Genomic DNA, 19,706 nt, shown 5'->3' on the forward strand with positions numbered 1-19,706 from the left:
GCGATCTCGCATGTTCACCATTCTCGCCATCATGGCGGTGGCCGCCACGGATGTCGCACCGGTCGCGCGGGCGTTCGGTGCGCGAGAGGCGGTCAGCCAGATCAGCCTCTCGCCCGACGGCACCCACGTCGCGATCATCGCGCCGTCGGGCCGCGGCGAGGTGCTGGAGGTCGCCGATCCGGTGAAGGGCGGGGAGCCGGTGGTGATCCTGCGCTCGACCGGCGACCCCGACCGGTTGTCGTCGTGCGCCTGGTCGACCGACACCCGCCTGGTGTGCGACCTCTACATGTCGGTCGACAACGGCATGTCGAAGCGGCTGGGCTATACCCGGCTGTTCGCCGTCGACAGCGACGGCAGGAACCTGAAGGTCCTGAGCGCCCAGAGCAGCGACGCCATCGGCTTCGCGCAGCAGGGCGGCACCATCATCGACATGAGCCGCGGCCCCGGCGGCGGCGTGCTCATCACCCGCCAGTTCGTACCCGAACGCAGCACCGGCACGATGCTGGCCTCCAGCGCCGCCGGCCTCGGGGTCGAACGCCTCGACACGACCCGCCTGACCCGCTCCGTCGTCGAGCCGGCGCGGCCGGGGGCGGTCGAATACATCGCCGACGGCCATGGTACGGTGCGGATTATGGAACTGCGCGGCCTGACCGGCGGCGGGTAGACGCGGCGACGATGACCTATCTCTATCGTCGGCCCGGCTCACGCGAGTGGCTGCCGCTGTCGAAAGTGTCGGACGCGGGCGGATTCTACCCGTATGCCGTCGACCTGAATGCCAATGTCGCCTATGGGTTCGACCGGCAGAACGGGCGGGTGGCGCTGTTCCGCGTGGCGCTGGACGGAACGCTCAAGCGTAAACTGGTGCTCGACCGCGCCGATGTCGATGTCGACGGCCTGATCCAGGTCGGCCGGCAACAGCGCGTCGTCGGCGTCAGCTTCGCGACCGACGTGCGGCAGACGCGTTTCTTCGATCCCAATCTCATGCGCCTGCAGGCGGCGCTCGGCCGCGCGCTGCCCGACCAGCCGCTGATCTCGTTCGTCGACGCGAGCGCGGACGAGAGCAAGCTGTTGCTGTTCATCGGCGGCGACCGCGATCCGGGCCGCTACTATGTCTACGACAAGGCGACGCGGCACCTGGGCGAGGTGTTGCCGGTACGACCCGAGCTCGCCGGCACGAGGCTGTCGCCGGTGCGCGCGATCACCTTTCCCGCCGCCGACGGCACGCCCATCCCCGCCTATCTGACGCTGCCGCCCGGCTCCGACGGCAAGAACCTGCCCGCCATCGTGCTGCCGCATGGTGGGCCCGGTGCACGCGACGAGTGGGGCGTCGACTGGTTGTCGCAGTTCTTCGCGGCGCGCGGTTTCGCGGTGCTGCAACCCAATTTCCGCGGCTCGACCGGCTATGGCGACCGCTGGTTCCAGCAGAACGGCTTCCGCTCGTGGCGGACCGCGATCGGCGACGTCAACGACGCCGGCCGCTACCTCGGCCGCGCCGGGATCGCCGCGCCGGGCAAGCTCGCGATCTTCGGCTGGTCCTATGGCGGTTACGCGGCGCTGCAATCGGCGGTGCTCGACCCAGCGCTGTTCAAGGCGATCGTCGCGGTGGCGCCGGTCACCGACCTCGACATGCTGCGCGCCGAATCGCGCGATTTCACTAACTTCCGTCGCGTCGACGCGTTCATAGGACCGGGGCCGCACGTCCGCACCGGGTCACCGTTGCAGAACGCGTCGGCGATCACCGCACCGGTGCTGCTGTTCCACGGCGACCGCGACGTCAACGTCGGCGTCGCCGAGTCGCGTGCGATGGCCGGCCGCTTGAAGCACGACGGCAAGCAGGTCACCTATGTCGAGTATCGCGGCCTCGACCATTACCTTCTGGACGCGAGCGCGCGTGCGAAGCTGCTGGCGAAGTCCGACGCATTCCTCCGCGCGTCACTCGGGCTGTAGGCGCGTGGAAGGAGACCTGTCCGCCCTGCGTGCCTGGTTGGCCGCGCACCCGTCGACCCGGGAGGAGGTGGTGACCTGGCAGGATGGGGACGCGCAGATGCGGCCGGACGGCACGCGCGAGACCGTGATGCCATGGCCGGTCTACACGGCGACGATCGCCGATTACTGGACCGCGCTGGACGCGGCCGGCTGGGGCGGCGTCGACACGCGCGATTACATGGCCGTTACGCAGGCATGGCGGGCGGCGAACGGCGGGGAGGCGATCGACGCGGGACAGCTGGGGCGGATGGATCGGACGACGCTGTTCAACACGCTGCGCTCGTACAACCGGGCCGAGCGGTTCTGCGACGGCGCTTGGGCCGCGCTGTTCGGCGACGGCCGGCTCCACGCCGGTGCGCGGGCGGTGTTGGCGCTGCCGGGTCCTGCACCGGACCGGTGACCGCCACCGACCGCCTTCACATAATCACGGGCGGGCCGGGGTCGGGCAAGTCGACGCTGATCGACGCGCTCGCCGCCGCCGGGGTGGCGACCAGCGACGAGGTGGGGCGGGCGATCATCCGTGAACAGGTGGCGGCGGGCGGGACCGCGCTGCCTTGGGTGGACGAGCGGGCGTTCGCCGCGCTGATGCTGCCGTGCGAGGTGGCGGCGCACGCGGCCGCGCTGGCGGGCGGCAAGGTGACGGTGCTGGATCGCGGCGTGCCCGATGTGGTCGGCTTCCTGCGCGTGTCGGGGCTGGCGGTGCCGGCGGCGTTCGACGCGGCGGCGCGGGCGACGCGATACAACGCCCGCGTGTTTCTGGCGCCGTTCTGGGCCGAGATCTACACGCACGACGCGGAGCGCAAACAGTCGCCGGAGGTCGCGCGCGCGACGGAGGCGGTGATGCGTTCGACCTATGCGGATTACGGCTACACGCTGGTCGAGCTGCCGCGCGGGGCGGTTGCCGAGCGGGTCGCGTTCGTGCGGGCGCGGCTATAGCAGCCGCAGCGCCCCCAGCCCGAGCCACAGCGCCGCCAGCAAGAACAACGCCCCGATCGCGCGGCGTGCGGCCACCAGTGGCAGCGCGGTCCAGCCCCGCTCGCCGAGCAGCGCCGCCGCCGCCAGCGGGACCAGCCCCCCCAGCGTCGCGCCGACCGCGGCGAGCGCCGGCACCGGCGTCCGCGCCGCCAGCGCGGCGACCACGAGCTGGACGCCTTCGCCGAACAGCAGGATGAACAGGCCGAGCGTCGCGGTCGCCGCCGCGCCGAGCCGCCAGCCGTCGAGCCGCTCCGGCGATTTGACGGCGAACACCGCGCCGCCGCCCTGGAGCAGCAGCGCCAGCGCGAGCAGCAGCTGCTTCGCCTCCGGTGTCAGCTTCGGGGCCAGCAGCGCACCAAGCGCCGCCGCGATCGCGCTCGCCGCCGCCAGCGCCACCGCCGCCGCGACGATCACGACCCCCGGCTGGCGGTAACGGTCGGCCAGGATCGCGGCCAGCCACGCCGGACGGTCGCCGACCTGCGCCAGCGCGGCGACGACCAGCGCCGCCATCAGCGCGTCCACTATCGCGATCGCAAGGCAGGCGTCAGCCTGCCGGTTCGCCGATCGCGTCCGATAAGGGTCACGCCGCTAGGCGGATCGAGCAGGCGGCGGCGAAGCTGTCGCAGGCGGCGACGTCCTGCCGCTCGGCACCCACCGCGTCGCGCAGCATCTGCAGCCAGCCATGGACCAGCACCCCGCGCTCGCCCCGCGCCAGCGCCGCCTCGATGAAGTGTGCGACGGTGACGGTCGGGTTGAGCCCGGCATGATGCGCGATGTGCCTGATCTCGTCGACCGCCAGCGCCATCTCGCCCGCGCGCAGGGACGAAGCGCGCCCGTCGATCGCCGCGATCCGTGTCGTCAGTTCCAGCCGTACCGAATCAAGGTCCGCCATGTCGAACTCTCCATCTCGCGGAGACTTTGCCAGACGGCTGTTACACCCCGGTTAAGGCACGCACGGTTGACTCGCGCCGGGGGCTGGGCCATGGGCCGCGACTGTCCCGAGCGGCGGCTTTTGCCGGCCGCTCGCTTTGCTTTTACCGAGATCGAGTCATGGCCAAGCCAACAACCGTCAAGATCAAGCTCGTCAGCACCGCCGACACCGGCTTCTTCTACGTCACGAAGAAGAATCCGCGGACGAAGACGGAGAAGCTGACCTTCAGCAAGTACGATCCCGTCGTGCGCAAGCACGTCGAGTTCAAGGAAGCGAAGATTAAATAAAGCGCGGCTTGCGCCACGCTGGCGCAAGACTCGCGCGAACTCGGCCGGCGTAGCGCAGCGACGACCAACGACGCGGCTTTGCCGCGGCGCTTACCGGCACTCCGATCCGCAGCAGCGACGGCAGACCCGCCGCCGTCGATCAGGCCGGGCGGTTCGCCCGCCCGCTTGCCGGCTCCAGGCGCTACCGGCTTCGCCAGGCACCGGCGTGCTTGCCGCCTTGAGCGGCCTGCGCCTACAGCAGCCCGTTCACCGTTTCCATGAATCTAGCCAGGCTGATCGGCTTGGAAACATAGGCCGCCGCGCCCGCCGCGCGGATGCGGTCCTCGTCCTCGCGACCGGCATAGGCGGTTACCGCCATTACCGGAATGCCCGCCAAATCGTCGTCGGCCTTGAGTGCCACGATCAGCTCGAACCCGGTGACGTAGGGCATCTGGATATCCATCACGATCAGGTCGGGCACGAAATCGCGCGCCACCGCCACCGCCTCGCGCCCGTCGCGGACCGGCACCACCTCGTGCCCGTGCGCGCGGAGCAGGTCGGAAAACAGTTTGAGGTTGAGTTCGTTGTCCTCGACAACGAGCACCTTCTTTGCCACGCCGCCCCCCATGGTCCTTCGGTTCACGACGCTAGGCGCAAAGCATTGATCCGCCAACCCGAGACGACGGCCGACGCCGGCACGCTGGGCCTGCGCGCGCTGGCGTGGACGCTGACCGATCAGGATCGTGCCGAGCGGCTGCTGGCGACGACCGGGCTGGAGGCGGACGCGCTGCGCGATCGGCTGGGCGATCCGGTGGTGCTCGGCGCCTGCCTGTCGTTCCTGCTCGCGCATGAGCCCGACCTGATCGCGTGCGCCGCCGACCTGGACGTGCGGCCGGAGGCGCTGGCGCGCGCCGCCGCGGCGATGGACGCATGACCCAGCGTCAGGCGCAGGACAGGCGCCCCCTCCTCATCACCGATTGCGACGAGGTGCTGCTCCACATGGTGAAGCATTTCCGCACCTGGCTGGACGAGCATCACGACATCGATTTCACGATCGGCGCGGGCGATTTCCAGCAGTCGATCAAACGGCGGAACACCGTCGAACCGCTCCAGCAGGAAGAGATGTGGGGCTTGCTCCACGGCTTTTTCCCCGGCGAGATGGCGCGGCAGACGCTGGTGCCGCACGCTGCCGACGCCTTGGCGTCACTGGCGGAGACGGCGGACATCGTCGTACTGACCAATCTCGCCGACGAGTGCCGGCAGCCACGCCTCGATCAGCTCGCCGCGCATGGCATCCATCACCGCGTCGTCTGCAATCAGGGCGGCAAGGGCACGCCGGTCGCAGCGCTGGTCGCCGAATACGAGCCGTCGGTGACGGTGTTCGTCGACGACCTGCCCGTCCATCACACCTCGGTCGCGAAGCACGCGCCGGGGGTCCATCGCCTGCACATGGTGTCGGAGCCGGAACTCGCCCCCGCGATGCCGCCCGCCGCCGACGCGCATGCCCGGATCGACGACTGGCGGGAGGCGCAGGCATGGATCGCCGCGCGCTTCGCCGCCGGCCAGCCCGCCGCCCACGCAAAGGAAGACGCATGACGACGCAGACCGACCGCCGCCTGGAAGAACTCGGCATCACGCTGCCCACCGCCGCCGCGCCGGTCGCCGCCTATGTGCCGACGGTACTCGCGAACGGGCTGCTCCACGTGTCGGGACAGCTGCCGTTCCGCGAGGGGCAGGTCGTGACCGGACGGCTGGGCGAGGACGTCGACGTCGCGCAGGGGCAGGCGGCGGCGCGGCTGTGCGGCCTGATGCTGCTGGCGCAGGTGCAGGCGGCCGTCGGGCTCGACCGCGTCGAGCGCGTCGTCAAGCTGGGCGTGTTCGTCAACTCGACCGGCGGCTTCACGCAGCAGCCGGAGGTCGCCAACGGCGCGTCCGAGCTGATGCAGGACGTGTTCGGCGAGGCCGGCCGCCACGCCCGCGCCGCCGTCGGCGTCCCGGCGCTGCCGCGCGGTGCGGCGGTGGAGGTCGATGCGGTGTTCGCCGTGCGGGACTGATCCCCCTCCTGCGGTTTCGATGGAGAAGAAGGGTGGTCCCGACCGGTTCCGCGCCTACATAGCCCCCCAATGACCGCCGTCACCGCGCGCCTCGCCCCCGGCGTCTCCTCGATTCCCGCCGCCGAGTGGGACGCCTGCGCGGGTGACAATCCGTTCGTCGGCCACGCGTTCCTCGCCGCGCTGGAGGCGTCGGGCAGCGTCGGCGGGCGGACGGGGTGGCAACCGGTGCCCCTGATCGTCGATGGTGACGACGGCGCGGCGGCGGCGGTCGCGCCCGCCTATGTCAAGACGCACAGCCAGGGCGAATATGTCTTCGACCATGGCTGGGCCGATGCGTGGAGCCGCGCCGGTGGCAACTATTATCCGAAGCTACAGGTCGCCGCCCCCTTCTCGCCCGTGCCCGGCCCGCGCCTGCTGCTCTGCGATCCCGCCGCCGGCCCGAAGCTGATCGCCGCGCTAGAGGCGGTGACCGACCAGCACGGGCTGTCCTCCGCGCACGCGACGTTCGTAACGCCCGAACAGGTGCCGCTGTTCGAGGCGGCGGGCTGGCTGATCCGCGAGGGGACGCAGTTCCACTGGCGCAATCGCGGCTATGCGACGTTCGACGACTTCCTCGCCACGCTCGCCAGCCGCAAGCGCAAGGCGATCCGCAAGGAACGCGCCGCCGCCGTCGACGGACTGACGATCCGCCACCTGACCGGCGCCGAGATCGGCCCGCGCGAATGGGCGGCGTTCTGGCGCTTCTATCAGGATACCGGCAACCGGAAATGGGGGCAGCCCTATCTGACCCGCGCCTTCTTCCCGCTGCTGGGCGAGGCGCTGGGCGACCGCGTGCTGCTGATCCTCGCCGAGCGCGACGGGGTTGCCGTCGCGGGCGCGCTCAACCTGATCGGCGGCGACACGCTGTACGGGCGCTATTGGGGGTGCACCAAAGAGGTGCCGTTCCTGCATTTCGAGCTTTGCTACTACCAGGCGATCGACGCTGCGATCGCACGCGGGCTGGGTACAGTGGAGGCGGGCGCGCAGGGCGAGCACAAGCTGGCGCGCGGCTACGAGCCGGTGCCGACCTGGTCGGCGCATTACCTGCCCGATCCGGGCTTCCGCGCCGCCGTCGCCGACTTCGTCGCCCGCGAACGCGCGGCGGTGGAGCAGGAGCAGGCGTATCTGGGCGAGCTGACCCCGTTCAGGCGCGGGGGCGGGGCGGCTTGCTGAGTTGGGCCGGCGTGAATTGAGGAGGCTGCGGCGGTTCGACCGGCTCGGGCTGACGGCGATCGTCGACGCGATACAGCGTGTCCGGCCCATCACGCCAGATCGGCGTCATCCCCGCCGTCAGCCGCGGATCGAAGCGCGGCGGCTGCAGCATCCAGACATAGTCGAACGCATCGCGCGGAAACCGCGCGAGCGCCCGGTCGACCGGCCGCCACCACTCGCCCCGGCACTTCACGTCGGTCACGATCTGCGACGGGTCGTGCGCGAAGCCCTGTGCCGCGACGTAGCGCGTCGTCAGTTGCTGCGCGCCCGCCATCGACCACTGGTCGTTGGAATAGGCGAGCCGCCGCACGATCAGCATCGCGGGAATGTGCTCCAGCCGCGAATAGGCCCAGTCGTCGGTGCAGCGCCGCCCGACGAACGTCACCACCCGCGCGCCCTGCGGCACATGATCGAACGCGGCGAGCGCCTGGTCATAGCGTTGATCGTACAGCCAGTAGCTCGCCGTCGTCCCCGCCAGCCTTACGCCGAAGAACGCCAGCCCTAGCGCCGCATAGGTCGAGGCGCCCCGGAAAGACAGGCCGGGGCGCGGCCGGATCGCGATCAGCGCCACCGCGAAGACGAACGGCGCGAGCCGCATGTCGGCATAGGCGGACCCGAAGACGATGCGCGGCAACGCCACGAACACCGCGCACAGGAACAGCGCGGAGAGCGCCAGATGGCGCGAATATTCTACCCGCCGATCGAGCAGCCCCAGCACCAGCACCAGCCACAACACGCCGACCGACAGCAGGTCGAACGTCATCCAGCGGTCGCGCAGCACCATCTCGACCCAGTTGAGCTTGGCCTGCCAGTTGAACCAGTCCGCGGTCTGCCCGGAGACATGATCCCCCGAGCGCCACAGCACCATCAGCACCATCGGCAGCGCCAGCGGCGCGCAACCCAGCGCGGCGCGCAGCCAGCTCGCCAGCCAATGCCCGTTATGCCCTTCCTTCAGCCGGTCGTGCTGGCGGATCATCTCCGCCGAAAAGGCGAGCACGCCCAGCGCGCCCCAGCCGAAGGTATGGCAGACCCACAACAGGCACGAGAGCGGCACGAACAATGCCGCGCGCAGCCGCAGCCGCCCGGCGCGCGCCAGCCGCAGCCACAGCGCGAACAGGATCAGCGCCAGCGCCATCGACAGCGCGAAGTTCACGAACCCGAACTGGAACGGGTAGCAATAGGCGAGCGGCAGCGCGAACAGCGCGGTGGCGGGGATGCGGCCATGCACCTCGCGCGCGATCCACAGCAGCCCGGCGACGGTCAGCGCCGGGATCGCCATGACGATCAGCTTGACCGCCAACTCCAGCCCGAAGATCGGCGCCAGCGGGAGGACCAACAGGTCGATGCCGAGATTGCCGATCAGCGACCAGCGGAAATCATACCATTGCGCGAGGCCAGGGTCCGACGCCATCGCCAGCTCGACGCGATAGCGGCCCATATGGCCGGGCAGGTCGACCAGCGGCGGGATGTCGGGCCAGAGCAGCGGCACGCATGCGAGCAGCGCCATCGCGGCCACGAAGCCCCGTGTCTGCCACCAGTGCACCGGCTCCCCCTGCATGGGCCGGCTCTACCGGACGGCCGGTGCACCCGACAAGCGGTACGGATCAATATGCGGCGAAGGTCGAGGAAGGTTTTCAACTTACGTCATCTCGGCCTTGAGTCGGACCTAGCACCGCCGGTGGCGGCGAGGGCGATGGCGGAGAGGAAGATGGTGGGGCAGCGGTCGTGGCGGGTGGCGACGCGGCGTCCGTCCTTGCGGCGGCCGACCATGATCTCGCTGCGGCGCCGGTAGCGCCGCTTGTCGTACTTGACCGGCTCGTTGCGGGATCTGCGGTCATGAAGAAGCTCAAGGGACGGCCGTTCGCATCGGCGACGGCGTGAGGCCCCAGCGCTGCCACCGATTGTATAGCGTCCTGTGCGGACCGTCGGCGCTCGCCGCGTCACGCCAGCGCAGCCCGTCGCGGTCGACGAGGACGATGCCGCTCAGCACCCGCCGAAGAACGGCCGCAGAAGCGCAATCTGCTCGTCCGTCAGCCGATACGGATCGCGCATCCCCGGTCTCCTCACGGAGCCTGGATCAGATCGCAGCCCTCACCTCGATGAATCCTGACCCTTAGAGGCGGATCGAGAGCCGATCCCGCGCTCGCGCGCCCAGATCACCGCCGCGCTGCGGCGGTTGACGCCGATTTTGGCATAGAGCCTGGAGACGTGGTTGCGAACGGTATTGCTGGTCAGCTCGAGCCGCCCGGCGATCGCCTTGTCGTCGAGCCCTTGGCAGACCAGCTCAAGCACCTCGCGCTCGCGCCTGCTCAGTTCAGGTGTCGCCTGCGGCTCGGCGCCGTCGGTTCCCCGCAGGGTCGCGAGCTTGTCCATGATCGAGCGGCTGAACCAGCTGGCGTCCTTCATCACCGCCTCGATCGCGCCGACCAGTTCCAACTCGCTGTGCCGCCGCGCGGTCACGTCCTGGTAGAGCCACAGCACACGTCGCTCGCCCCGCACGTCGATCGCCTCGGCTGAGACCAGGCAGTCGATCGGGTTCCCGGCTTTGGGGAGCACGCGCACGTCGCAGGTCCGCACGCCGCCGCGCCGGTCGATCTCCTGCTCCATCGACCGCCGTTGGGCGGCGTCGTTCCACAGCTGGACGTCGTCGACGTTGCGTCCGACGAGTTCGTGGCTCGAACGGCCCGTCATGTGGACGAACGCCTCGTTCACCTCGATGATGCGCTGATCGTCGGCGGCGGTGACCGCCATGGCCGCCGGTGCCAAGCGGAATATCGTGGTCGACCGATGCTCGCTGTCCCGCAACGCGCCTTCCGCGCGGCGACGCGGCTCGAGGTCGGCGAAGGTGAAGAGGAGGCAACGCTGGTCGGCAACCTCGATCGGCTGCCCGGCGAGGACAACGAGCCTGCTCGACCCGTCGGGTAACGACAGCTCCGCCTCGACCTGCGGGATGGTGGCGCCCGCCGCAAGCCGTTCGGCGACCACCGCGTGACGGTCGGTTTTCGCGAGGATGTCGAAATCGCGCAGGTGCCGGCCCTCGATCGCGTCCCGCGCGCAACCGCAAAGCTCGGCAAACCCGGAATTCACCCGAATGAAGCGCTGGTCGGAGAGCCTCAGGATCAGCGCCGGTGCCGGATTGGCCTGGAACATGGCCTCGAACCTGGCCTCGGCATCGTACCGCTCCGACACGTCTTGGATCACGAGCGCCAGACAGTCGGGATCGCCGCCGTCCTCGTCCATCACCACATCGTGGACCTCGTGTGTCCAGCGCGGCTCGTTGGTGCCGACGGGCGCCACTTCGACGACGAGGTCCGGCAAGCTCTCGCCCGCGAGCATGCGCACCAGCGGGTATTCGCGCTTCGCCAGGCGGTGGTGGTTGCGGTAGCGCAGGCAGAACCGCTGGCAATAGTCGTCCACGGTGCCGCCGAGTTCTTCCTGGCGCGTCACGCCGTGCATGCGCAGCGCAGCCTCGTTAGCGCCGACGAGCGTGCCGGACGGGTCGATCAGGATCACTCCTGCCGTCAGTCCGGCCATCAGCTGCTCCAGATGTCTCAGGGTGGGGGAGCGAGGTCTCGTCGTATCGGCTTCTGTCATGAAGCGACAAGCCGCGACCCCAGCCCTCGGTTCCTGGCGGACAACCAAGAATGCTGCAAAACAACCAACCTTATCGTGACACCTACATCAGTCGACTGCGCGGCTCGAAGCGCGCTCGTTGAACGCGTGGTCGCACGGTGAGTTGATGCACCGGAACTAGGCGCATGCGGCACGACAATCGTGTCCGCCGCATCGTCGCCTCGGAGTGCAAACATGGGTCTCATCATTCTCCTCGTCGTCGGCGGCCTCATCGGGTGGGTCGCCAGCATGATCATGCGGACCGATGGCCAGCAGGGCATCTTCCTCAACATCGTCGTCGGTATCGTCGGCGCGGTGCTGGCCGGCTTCATCGTCACGCCGCTCATCGGCGGCGCGCCGATCACCAGCGGCGAGCTCAGCGTCACCTCGATCGGCGTGTCGCTGCTCGGCGCGATCGTACTGCTCGCGATTGTCAATCTCGTCCGTCGCGGCTCGGTCCGCTGATACGGGACTAAGTAGCAGGCAGGGTGCGCCGGTCCCCGCGGCGGGATCGGCGTCGCTCTGCGCGTAACTTAGAACCGGCGCGGTCGTCAGACCGGCGGACAGCGCACCCCAACAGGAGAGTCGGAATGGCTGAGAACGACGGCAAGCGGACGGACGGTGCGCCGCCAAGAGCAATTCACGTCGAGAAGAAGAAGGTGAACTGGCTGGCTTGGCTGCTGCTAGCGCTGGGTGTCCTTGCGCTGTTGCTGGCGCTCAGCCGCTGCGGGCATCGAGACGCGATCGAGACGACCACGACCACGACCAGCACCGTCGTCGCCCAGACCGCGAACGCGCCGCAGTCGACCGTGCTCTCGCCGACGTCGGGGCTGGGCACCTACCTGGCCGGCACCGGCCCGACTCCGCAGACGTTCACGTTCGAGAAGCTCAATTTCGACACCGCCAGGAGCGACATTCGCCCGGCCGACGTCGCCGACCTGGACGCGGTCGCGGCGACGCTGAAGCAGTATCCGAACGCGCGCATCCGCATCGCCGGCTACGCCGACACCCGCGGTAGCGCGGCGGCGAACGTCGCGCTCGGCAAGGCTCGGGCCGACAGCGTCAAGGCGGCGCTCGTCTCCAGGGGCATCGACCCCCGCCGCATCGCGACCGCCAGCGGCGGCGACGCCGACCCGGTCGATACCAACAGCACCGCCTCCGGTCAGGCGCAGAACCGCCGCACCGAACTCGTCGTCACCCAGCGCTAAGCACCGAGGAAGGAAGATCAACATGTCACGCACCATCACCGCATTGTTCGACACGAAGGCCGACGCCGACGCGGGGGCCGAGCGTCTCCGCCAGTCAGGGGTCGACGCCGGCTCGGTCGCTGTCCACGACCAGACCACCCACAAGACCTCGGGCGACTATTCGACCGGTGAGGACCAGGGACTGTGGGCTTCGATCAAGAACGTGTTCGTGCCGCACGAGGATCGGCATACCTACGAGGAGGGCATCCGCCGCGGCGGGTTCCTGCTGACCGCTGACGTGGACGACGACAAGACACCGGCCGCGGTCCAGGCGCTCGAGGAGGCCAACACGGTCGATCTCGACTCCCGGTCGCAGCAGTGGCGGTCGGAGGGCTGGGACTATGCCGCTCCGACCAACGGCGTCGACGAGGCTGACGAGGGCATCCTCTACGGTAGTCGCGACACCGCGATGGGCGGCCAGCGCTACCGATCCTACGTCACCGATCGGAGCTGAACTCCAGCAGTCGGGAAGCCGCCGGATCGTTTCCGGCGGCTTTAGTGCGTTCGGTCTACGCTGCTTCGTCCGTAGTGCGTCTCGCCGAAATTACGGGCTGACCAACACACGGCGATGCCTCTGCGAGATCGTGCTGAGCTACGGCGTCGTGGCGGAACCGCAGACTGTCATCCGCACCATGCAAGGCCAGACCTCGGTCATCCCCGCCGATGCCGTAAAGCTCGTCGGGAAGCAGCTGATGAACATCGTCCAGACGCCCGATGTCCAGCGGCGTGATATGCGCCCGGTCATGACGGCGCAGCGATCGGCCTGGCCAGGGCACGCTGCACCCAGAGATCGAACAGTGTGGGCCATCGCGAGCCGGGCAGATCGGTCGACAGGTAACTGGGGCCGAAACCATGCCCCCCCTGTTGCAGGAAATGCGCCTCGACCGGCACATGGGCCTCGCGTGCCGCTTGCAGCATGTCCAAAGGCTCGCTGAACGGCACGATAGGGTCGTCGAGCGCATGCACGATGAACAGCGGCGGGGTTTGCGCTCCCAGCCGGCGCTTGGGGTCGAAACGCCCGGCGGGGCCGGTGCCGACGCGCATGCGGTCCCCCGATGTCACCGGATATACCAGGCCGGCGAAATCCGGACGTGTGTCCACTTCGTCGATCGCGTCGACCTTGGTATAGACGGGGTCGTCCCAAGCGGCGGCGAGGGACGCCGCAAGCAGTCCACCGGCGGAAAAGCCGATCACGCCGATCTTGGCCGGATCGATCCCGAAAGATGCCGCGTTTGCCCGGATCAGTCGTATCGCCCGCTGACCATCCTGCAACGGCACGTCCTGTGGCTCGGTCCACCCCTCGCCCGGCAGGCGATAGCTGAGTACGAAAACGGTAAAGCCCAACGGGGTGAAGGTCCTGGCGACGTTCAAGCCTTCATTTTCGATCGACAGAAACTGGTAGCCACCGCCAGGAATCGAGATAAGCGCACGCCCGTCCGGCCTGGTCGGCCGGAACACGCTCACGCTCGGCTCGGCGACCCCCGTCAGCCATAGCTCGCGGCGGTCCGCAGGTCCGTTCAGGGTAAGTCGGGGTGTCGGCAGGCGGGCCGGCGCGTTGGGCGGGCGTTTCGGCCAGAGCCTGATGTGTTCGCCAGGCGGCCATGTCGCTGCTGGGGACTGCGCCAGCGACGGCCGGCTCGTTGCCGTTGCCGCTGCCCCGGCGGCGGCGCGAAGCAGCGTGCGTCGGTTGATGTCCATCCCTGTTTCCATAGTCAATTCCGCCAAAAGAGCTGCTTACGATATCTACCGTTCCTCGCCGGGGGTCGACGCCGACCTGTCGTCACCGAACGAGTTCGAAGCGTCCTGACACCCCCATTCCCTGTGCCGACGGTGCCACCCACAGGTTGAAGACGCCCGGCTCGACCGTCGGCTTCAGGTCCATGCCGATAAAGGTCAGGTCCTCGCGTCTCAGCACGAACCGCACCAGCACCGAGGCACCCGGCGCCAGCGCCACCTTGCGGAACGCCTTGAGTTCGCGGACCGGCCGCGTGACACTGGCGACGGGATCGTTGATGTAGAGCTGGACCACTTTCTCCGCGGCGCGGGTGCCAATGTTGGTGACCCGTGCGGCGATCTCAATGGCACCGTCCCAGGCGAGCTTGCCGTCACCGTCGATCTGCAGCGCCGAATAGGCGATCTCGCCATAGGTCAACCCGTGCCCGAATGGGAACTGCGCTGCGTTGGGGGCCTCTCGGTAATGCGCCTTGTAGGGCTGGGGCGGACCAGGCGGCTGCGCCCTGCCGGTCGGCTTGTGATCGTAGTGATAGGGTTCCTGCCCGGACAAGAAAGGAAAGCTGATCGGCAGCCGCGCCGATGGCGAAACCTTGCCGTAGACGATGTCGCCGATCGCGTTGCCCGTCTCGGAGCCGAGCTGCCATGTCACCAGGATCGCGCCGGCATTCGCGACCGCGCCGGACAGCGCCAGCGCGCGACCGTTCTTGAGGATGACGACGATCGGCTTGCCCGTCGCCGCCACGGCCTCGGCGAGCGCCTGCTGGGCAGCCGGCAGCACGATCTCGGCGCGTGACTGCGCCTCACCCGACATGTCCTGGCTCTCACCGACGGCAAGCAGCACCACGTCGGCCGCCTGCGCCGCCGCCACCGCCGCCGCGATGCCGCCCGGCAGCGCCGCCTCGACGCCCGACCCGGCCGTGGTCGTGATCGTGCCGCCCGCGTTCCGCAGCCCGGTCGCGAGGTCGATCGCCGATGCATCGTCGCCATAGACGCACCAGCCGCCGATCAGGTCGTGCTGTCCGCTGGCAAAGGGGCCGACCACCGCGACCCTGGCCGTCTTGGCGAGCGGCAGCAGTCCGCGCTCGTTCCTGAGCAACACGATCGACTTCTGCGCGGCCTCGCGCGCCAATGCGAGCGTCGCGGGACGGCGGGAGCGCGCGCGCTCCCGCCGCGGATCGATGCGGCGGAAAGGATCGTCGAACAAGCCGAGCAGCGCCTTGGTCGCGAGGACCCGGCGCACCGAGCGATCGAGGGTTGCGAGGGGCACCGCCCCGTCGCGGACCAGACCGGGAAGGTGCAGCATGTAGAGATTGCTTGCCATGCTCATGTCGACGCCGGCGAGGAAGGCGAGCCGCGCGGCGTCACGACCGTCCGTGGCTATACCCTGACCGATCAATTCCTCGTCGCCCGTGTAGTCGGACACCACCAGCCCGGGGAACTTCCACTCGTCGCGCAACAGGTCGCTGAGCAACCAGCGATTGGCTGTGGCCGGCACCCCCGACAGCTCGTTGAACGACGCCATCGTCGACATCGCGCCTGCGTCGAACGCGGCCTTGAACGGGCGTAGATATACCTCGCGCAGCGTGCGCTCGGAAACGTCGACGGTATTGTAGTCGAGTCCGGCCTCCGCCGCGCCGTAAGCGGCGAAATGCTTGACGCATGCCAGCATCGCGTCGTCGGCCGCGAGGCTGTGTCCCTGAAAGCCGCGCGATCGCGCCGCGGCGAACAGGCTGCCCAGCAACACGTCCTCGCCTGCACCCTCCATGACCCGGCCCCAGCGTTGGTCGCGGCCGATGTCGACCATCGGCGCGAAGGTCCAATCGATCCCGGCACCCGCCGCCTCGAACGCGGCGGCGCGCGCGGTCCGCTCGGCGAGCATGGGATCGAAGCTGGCCGCTTCAGCAAGAGGCGTGGGGAAGATGGTGCGATGGCCATGGATGATGTCGGCGGCGAACAGCAGCGGAATTTTAAGCCGCGACCGTTTCATCACCGCGGTCTGCATCCGGCGCGCCATCGTCGCGCCGTTGCCGTTGAACACGCCCGTCAGCCGGCCGGCGACGGCGTCCTCGATCTGCGCGTCGAAATCGTGGCCCACACCGGCCGGATTGAGCGCGGTCGCCCGACCGCCACTCCAGGCCGCCGGCAGCAGCGTGAGCTGCCCCGCCTTTTCTTCCAGCGTCATGCGCGCGATCAGGTCGTCGACGGCGGCCGGCACCGGCAGCGCGTCGGTAGCCGCGAGTGCAGCACGCACCGGACTTGCAGCCCATGCGCTGGACAAGGCTGTGGCCAGTCCGAGCGATTGTACCACCTGCCGCCGCGATGGCGTTTTACTCTCGGTCACAATGCTCTCCCCGGACCAGTGCCGCCGACCCTGCGACGCGCGGGTCACTTCGTTCGCATACGGCCCACATCGGTGCACTTATTCGTTAGCTTGTCGTCGCGATAACATCGGCGCGTCACCGCGCAGCAAGCCGAGCGTGTTCTCGACGCGAAGAGCGGTGCCGAACTCGCCATGCAAGCTTGCAATGGCAAGGTCGTGGACCGTTTGCGGATCGTAATCGACACCATCGAAGCCGAGACGGTTGCAGGTGGCACAAGCATCAGGGACCATATAGCTATCGTAGCCGAGGTTGCCTGCCATCCGCACCGAGGACTCCACGCAGAAATTCGTGAAATAGCCGACGGTCACCAGGCGACTGATGCCACGACGCCGCAGCTCGATCTCGAGGCTGGTGCCGACGAAGCCGCTGTTCACGTCCTTGATCACGACGAGCTCCCCGTCGCGGGGGGCGATGCCGTCGAGGAATTCGCCACCCGGCGTCCCCAGCTTCAACGGCGACACCTCCTGTCGGGAGTCGTGCACGGTGAACGCCACGGTGAGCGCACAACTACGGAATGCGCCGATCAGGTCGCGGACACGGTCTTCCGCATTAGGATTGTTCCGTCGTCCGGTCGGCCCGCCCCAATGCTCCAGGTCGTTGATCCCTTTCTGGGCATCGATCACCAGCAACGCCGTTTCTGGACCGAACCTGTTGATCATCGTTCCGCACCTTCCTCAAGCCGACGGTCGCGCTGTGCTGAACATCGATCTGCGTTGACAAATGGCGCCACCAAGAGTGATCACAGATCATCACATAGCCGATCGGCCTTGTCAATTTCTGGTTCTTCGCAACCGGCATGTGATCGTCGGCCCCTGCGTTCGGACAGGCTAGCGGCGCGTCGGTATGTGCCGTTCGAACCACATGACACAGCGCGCAGCGAAGTCAGCCGAGGCGTATGCTCCGTGGACGCCGTGTCCCTCCTCGGGGTAGCGAACTACCCAGGATTCCACGCCGTTCTCGACGAGCGCATTGTGGAACTGCAGCGCCTCGCTCGCCGGTGTGCATCGATCGAGGTCACCCGCGACGAGGAGCGTCGGCGTACGGCTGTGGTGCGCGTGCAGGAGCGGGCTGCGCGAATAGTATCTACCGGTAAGGTCGGTGTAATGATCCTGCACGAACAGGCGGACGAACTGCGGGATATTGCATGTGAGATGATGGCTGACATGATTGGTCGCAGGGCCGACCGAAAGCGCCGCTCCGAAGCGCCGGTCCTGCGTGGTCAGCCAGCAGGTCATCAGCCCGCCATAGCTGAGGCCCATCACGCCCAGCCGGCAAGGATCGGCGATGCCCGCCGTGATCAGGTGGTCGATCCCGGAGAGGAAGTCGGCGGTGTCGGCGCCGCCGATGTCGCCGACCACGCGGCCGGCGAAATCCTGTCCTCGTCCCGAGCTTCCCCTCGGGTTCGGCATGAAGATCGCGTAGCCGTGGCGCAGCAGCATCAGGACATGCGGGGCACGGCCCAGCCAATAGGGTCGCCAGTGTACGATCGGCCCGCCATGCACGTCCATCACGGTGGGATAGGGGGGCTCACCACCGGGACGAAGCAGCCAGCCCTCGATCGTCAGGCCGTCGGGCGCCTGCCATCGCACCGCCTCCGCCTGCCCGATGTCTCCCCATGGCGGCGCCGGGTCCGCGGTCGGCGCGATCTTCGCTATGCCATCGACGACGGTGGCGATACCCGGTCTGTCGAAGAAGCCTTCCCGGACGAAGACAAAGGTGTCGGGCCGATCGAGCCCGAGAACGACGGGATGGCTGCCCGACGTCGAGATGCCGCTCTCCTCCCACAACGTCCGGCCTGGCCCGCCGCCCACGCGGACGGTCGCGACCACGGTGCAAAGACCTCGATAGCCAGCCGCAAGCAACTCGTCCTCCCCGGTCCAAGCGATCGACGTGACGTCCATGCCGCTTGTTTCCAGCGACGTGAGCGATCGGTCCCGCCGATCGTAGAGACGCAGGTCTCCGGCGACGTACCCGCGATCGCTGGCGACCGCCTCGACAAACGCGACGAAGCGACCTGACGGCGATCCCCTCGGCACGGCGAGCTGGTGCGTCGGCGTGTACACCGGCGTCGCCATGCCGGTGGTCACGTCGATCAGCGACAACGCCGCCGCATACCAGGCACCTTCGTCCGGCTCGGGCGACGCGATCGCCGTCAGGCTGTCGTCGCCGCACCAACTGGCTTCCCAAACGGCGAGGGCGTCGCCGGATACGCAGCGCGCCTCACTCGTCTCGACGTCGACGATCCAGATGCGGCGCCACGCATTGTCCGGGGAGGGACCGATCACCTGCGGCATCCAGCTGGGCTCGTTCGAAGGAAACGTGTCCGTTCCGGTCGCGCCCTGACCGCTGGACAGGTCGGCGCCATGAGCTGCGACGCCGAGCAGGATCCTGCGGCCGTCCGGCGACCATTCGAAATACTCGATCCATCCGTGCGGCCTCGGACCGGCGGTCAGCCGTTGCGTTCGCGTGTCGAGGAAGAAGAGCTGGAAGTCGGAGGCCCGGTCGCGGTCGGACAGGAAGGCGATCAGATTCCCGTCTGGCGAGAGGCGGGCGTGCCGGTCCGAGTTGGGACCCTCGGTCAACATTCTGATCGAGCCGGTGGCGAGCTCGTAATCGCAGATCCGCGTCGTCGCAGGGCCGGTCAGGTCATCGGCGACCGTTCCCGTAAAGAGCAGGCGCCCCGGATCGGGAGATCGCCGAAGGTCAGCGATATCGCTGACGAAATCTTCGCCGGGTCTGCCTGCGGCCTGAAGCAGATTTCGTGCTTCCTGGAAGAGGGCGTCGGCGCGTATGTCCCGCTCCATCGTTGCGATCCTTCCGCTCGATCGGCTCAGTCGACGTCCGACCGGGTGGGCGGGGACGTCGACGTCACGGCATCAGTCCTACCGCGTTCGGCGCGTCGGACGGTCGCCCGACGATCTGACGCGGCTGACCATTGGCGCGGAGGACGCGCGCTATCACCGCAGGCCTCTCGCCGGGAAACGCGAGCCGCGACCGGTCTGCGACCTTGTATCGGGATCTGTCCTTACAGCGGCCGCGTCGGGGCGTTTTGCCGATGACCGCGCGCTGGATACCCTGTGGCCTTCCTCATCGTCGGTGCGACGGAAGTCGCTAGTGTTCGACGCATCCACCGCAGGACGCGTCCACGGCATGCTCGCCTGCAGGCGATCGGCCCTGCCAATCTGGTCCAGCGGTGAACGGCGGTCGAACGCCTTAGCGCCGCGGGCGTACCGCGCTTCCTGGGCGCATGCGGGCATCACCGGGATCGC

At 68.6% G+C, this 19,706-nt stretch carries 21 protein-coding genes and 1 pseudogene; 12 read left to right on the forward strand and 10 right to left on the reverse strand.

Features of this window, described 5'->3' with window-relative positions:
- Positions 1 to 10 precede the first annotated feature (10 nt).
- From ACOFKS_RS03595 to ACOFKS_RS03610, 4 genes are read left to right on the forward strand one after another with little or no spacing between them, the layout of a single operon-like run.
- The gene (locus ACOFKS_RS03595; protein WP_419807871.1) at positions 11 to 664 is read left to right on the forward strand and encodes a hypothetical protein; all 654 of its coding nucleotides are present in this window, start codon (positions 11 to 13) and stop codon (positions 662 to 664) included.
- An 11-nt stretch (positions 665 to 675) separates the two neighbouring features.
- The gene (locus ACOFKS_RS03600; protein WP_419807872.1) at positions 676 to 1,947 is read left to right on the forward strand and encodes an alpha/beta hydrolase family protein; all 1,272 of its coding nucleotides are present in this window, start codon (positions 676 to 678) and stop codon (positions 1,945 to 1,947) included.
- Positions 1,844 to 2,386 (forward strand): DUF6508 domain-containing protein, encoded by a 543-nt coding sequence (locus ACOFKS_RS03605; RefSeq protein WP_419807873.1) that lies wholly within the window; start codon positions 1,844 to 1,846, stop codon positions 2,384 to 2,386. Before ACOFKS_RS03600 ends, ACOFKS_RS03605 begins: the two co-directional genes overlap by 104 nt.
- A complete protein-coding gene (locus ACOFKS_RS03610; RefSeq protein WP_419807874.1) occupies positions 2,383 to 2,922 on the forward strand; it encodes an AAA family ATPase in 540 nt (179 codons plus the stop codon). Before ACOFKS_RS03605 ends, ACOFKS_RS03610 begins: the two co-directional genes overlap by 4 nt.
- On the opposite strand, the gene ACOFKS_RS03615 is transcribed toward ACOFKS_RS03610, so the two are convergent.
- Entirely contained in the window at positions 2,917 to 3,483 is a 567-nt protein-coding gene (locus ACOFKS_RS03615; RefSeq protein ID WP_419807875.1) for a TMEM165/GDT1 family protein, read from the reverse strand. The genes ACOFKS_RS03610 and ACOFKS_RS03615 overlap by 6 nt on opposite strands.
- 58 nt (positions 3,484 to 3,541) lie before the next feature.
- Positions 3,542 to 3,853 (reverse strand): hypothetical protein, encoded by a 312-nt coding sequence (locus ACOFKS_RS03620; RefSeq protein WP_419807876.1) that lies wholly within the window; start codon positions 3,851 to 3,853, stop codon positions 3,542 to 3,544.
- Between the two features lie 158 nt (positions 3,854 to 4,011).
- On the opposite strand from ACOFKS_RS03620, the gene rpmG reads away from it, so the two are divergent.
- Positions 4,012 to 4,179, forward strand: coding sequence for a 50S ribosomal protein L33 (rpmG, locus tag ACOFKS_RS03625; protein WP_419807877.1), 168 nt, complete (start codon positions 4,012 to 4,014; stop codon positions 4,177 to 4,179).
- A gap of 232 nt (positions 4,180 to 4,411) precedes the next feature.
- On the opposite strand, the gene ACOFKS_RS03630 is transcribed toward rpmG, so the two are convergent.
- On the reverse strand, positions 4,412 to 4,774 hold the full coding sequence (locus ACOFKS_RS03630) for a response regulator (RefSeq protein ID WP_419807878.1): 363 nt from the start codon (positions 4,772 to 4,774) through the stop codon (positions 4,412 to 4,414).
- 45 nt (positions 4,775 to 4,819) lie between these two features.
- Here ACOFKS_RS03630 and ACOFKS_RS03635 point away from each other — a divergent pair, with 45 nt between their 5' ends.
- The 4 genes from ACOFKS_RS03635 to ACOFKS_RS03650 all read left to right on the forward strand — a co-directional run bounded on the left by ACOFKS_RS03635 (position 4,820) and on the right by ACOFKS_RS03650 (position 7,424).
- On the forward strand, positions 4,820 to 5,092 hold the full coding sequence (locus ACOFKS_RS03635) for a DUF3572 family protein (RefSeq protein WP_419807879.1): 273 nt from the start codon (positions 4,820 to 4,822) through the stop codon (positions 5,090 to 5,092).
- Positions 5,089 to 5,754, forward strand: coding sequence for an HAD family hydrolase (locus tag ACOFKS_RS03640; RefSeq protein WP_419807880.1), 666 nt, complete (start codon positions 5,089 to 5,091; stop codon positions 5,752 to 5,754). Before ACOFKS_RS03635 ends, ACOFKS_RS03640 begins: the two co-directional genes overlap by 4 nt.
- The gene (locus ACOFKS_RS03645) at positions 5,751 to 6,212 is read left to right on the forward strand and encodes a RidA family protein (protein WP_419807881.1); all 462 of its coding nucleotides are present in this window, start codon (positions 5,751 to 5,753) and stop codon (positions 6,210 to 6,212) included. The genes ACOFKS_RS03640 and ACOFKS_RS03645 overlap by 4 nt, the downstream gene beginning before the upstream one ends.
- A 69-nt stretch (positions 6,213 to 6,281) precedes the next feature.
- Positions 6,282 to 7,424 (forward strand): GNAT family N-acetyltransferase, encoded by a 1,143-nt coding sequence (locus tag ACOFKS_RS03650; protein WP_419807882.1) that lies wholly within the window; start codon positions 6,282 to 6,284, stop codon positions 7,422 to 7,424.
- On the opposite strand, the gene ACOFKS_RS03655 is transcribed toward ACOFKS_RS03650, so the two are convergent.
- From ACOFKS_RS03655 to ACOFKS_RS03665, 3 genes and pseudogenes are all read right to left on the reverse strand, one after another.
- Positions 7,396 to 9,021 carry a hypothetical protein gene (locus ACOFKS_RS03655; RefSeq protein ID WP_419807883.1) on the reverse strand — a complete coding sequence of 542 codons (1,626 nt, stop codon included), beginning with the start codon at positions 9,019 to 9,021 and terminating at the stop codon, positions 7,396 to 7,398. The genes ACOFKS_RS03650 and ACOFKS_RS03655 overlap by 29 nt on opposite strands.
- Before the next feature lie 86 nt (positions 9,022 to 9,107).
- Positions 9,108 to 9,515 (reverse strand): annotated as a pseudogene (locus ACOFKS_RS03660) (hypothetical protein).
- A 39-nt stretch (positions 9,516 to 9,554) separates the two neighbouring features.
- The gene (locus tag ACOFKS_RS03665; RefSeq protein ID WP_419807884.1) at positions 9,555 to 10,997 is read right to left on the reverse strand and encodes a PAS domain S-box protein; all 1,443 of its coding nucleotides are present in this window, start codon (positions 10,995 to 10,997) and stop codon (positions 9,555 to 9,557) included.
- Positions 10,998 to 11,270: 273 nt separating this feature from the next.
- Between ACOFKS_RS03665 and ACOFKS_RS03670 the strand changes: the two genes are divergently transcribed.
- From ACOFKS_RS03670 to ACOFKS_RS03680, 3 genes are all read left to right on the forward strand, one after another.
- A complete protein-coding gene (locus ACOFKS_RS03670) occupies positions 11,271 to 11,540 on the forward strand; it encodes a GlsB/YeaQ/YmgE family stress response membrane protein (protein ID WP_419807885.1) in 270 nt (89 codons plus the stop codon).
- 125 nt (positions 11,541 to 11,665) lie between these two features.
- Positions 11,666 to 12,283, forward strand: coding sequence for an OmpA family protein (locus ACOFKS_RS03675; RefSeq protein ID WP_419807886.1), 618 nt, complete (start codon positions 11,666 to 11,668; stop codon positions 12,281 to 12,283).
- A gap of 22 nt (positions 12,284 to 12,305) precedes the next feature.
- Positions 12,306 to 12,776, forward strand: a complete 471-nt coding sequence (locus ACOFKS_RS03680) for a hypothetical protein (RefSeq protein ID WP_419807887.1) — start codon at positions 12,306 to 12,308, stop codon at positions 12,774 to 12,776.
- A 287-nt stretch (positions 12,777 to 13,063) separates the two neighbouring features.
- Here the strand turns inward: ACOFKS_RS03680 and ACOFKS_RS03685 are convergent, their stop codons facing one another.
- The 4 genes from ACOFKS_RS03685 to ACOFKS_RS03700 all read right to left on the reverse strand — a co-directional run bounded on the left by ACOFKS_RS03685 (position 13,064) and on the right by ACOFKS_RS03700 (position 19,022).
- On the reverse strand, positions 13,064 to 14,020 hold the full coding sequence (locus ACOFKS_RS03685) for an alpha/beta hydrolase (protein ID WP_419807888.1): 957 nt from the start codon (positions 14,018 to 14,020) through the stop codon (positions 13,064 to 13,066).
- Positions 14,021 to 14,102: 82 nt separating this feature from the next.
- The gene (locus tag ACOFKS_RS03690; protein WP_419807949.1) at positions 14,103 to 16,238 is read right to left on the reverse strand and encodes a glycoside hydrolase family 3 N-terminal domain-containing protein; all 2,136 of its coding nucleotides are present in this window, start codon (positions 16,236 to 16,238) and stop codon (positions 14,103 to 14,105) included.
- Positions 16,239 to 16,475: 237 nt separating this feature from the next.
- Positions 16,476 to 17,096 carry a cysteine hydrolase family protein gene (locus tag ACOFKS_RS03695; RefSeq protein ID WP_419807889.1) on the reverse strand — a complete coding sequence of 207 codons (621 nt, stop codon included), beginning with the start codon at positions 17,094 to 17,096 and terminating at the stop codon, positions 16,476 to 16,478.
- A gap of 168 nt (positions 17,097 to 17,264) precedes the next feature.
- On the reverse strand, positions 17,265 to 19,022 hold the full coding sequence (locus ACOFKS_RS03700) for a S9 family peptidase (protein ID WP_419807890.1): 1,758 nt from the start codon (positions 19,020 to 19,022) through the stop codon (positions 17,265 to 17,267).
- Positions 19,023 to 19,706: the final 684 nt, after the last annotated feature.

Origin of the sequence: Sphingomonas sp. (genome assembly GCF_965200135.1) — a bacterium.
Taxonomy (GTDB): domain Bacteria; phylum Pseudomonadota; class Alphaproteobacteria; order Sphingomonadales; family Sphingomonadaceae; genus Sphingomonas.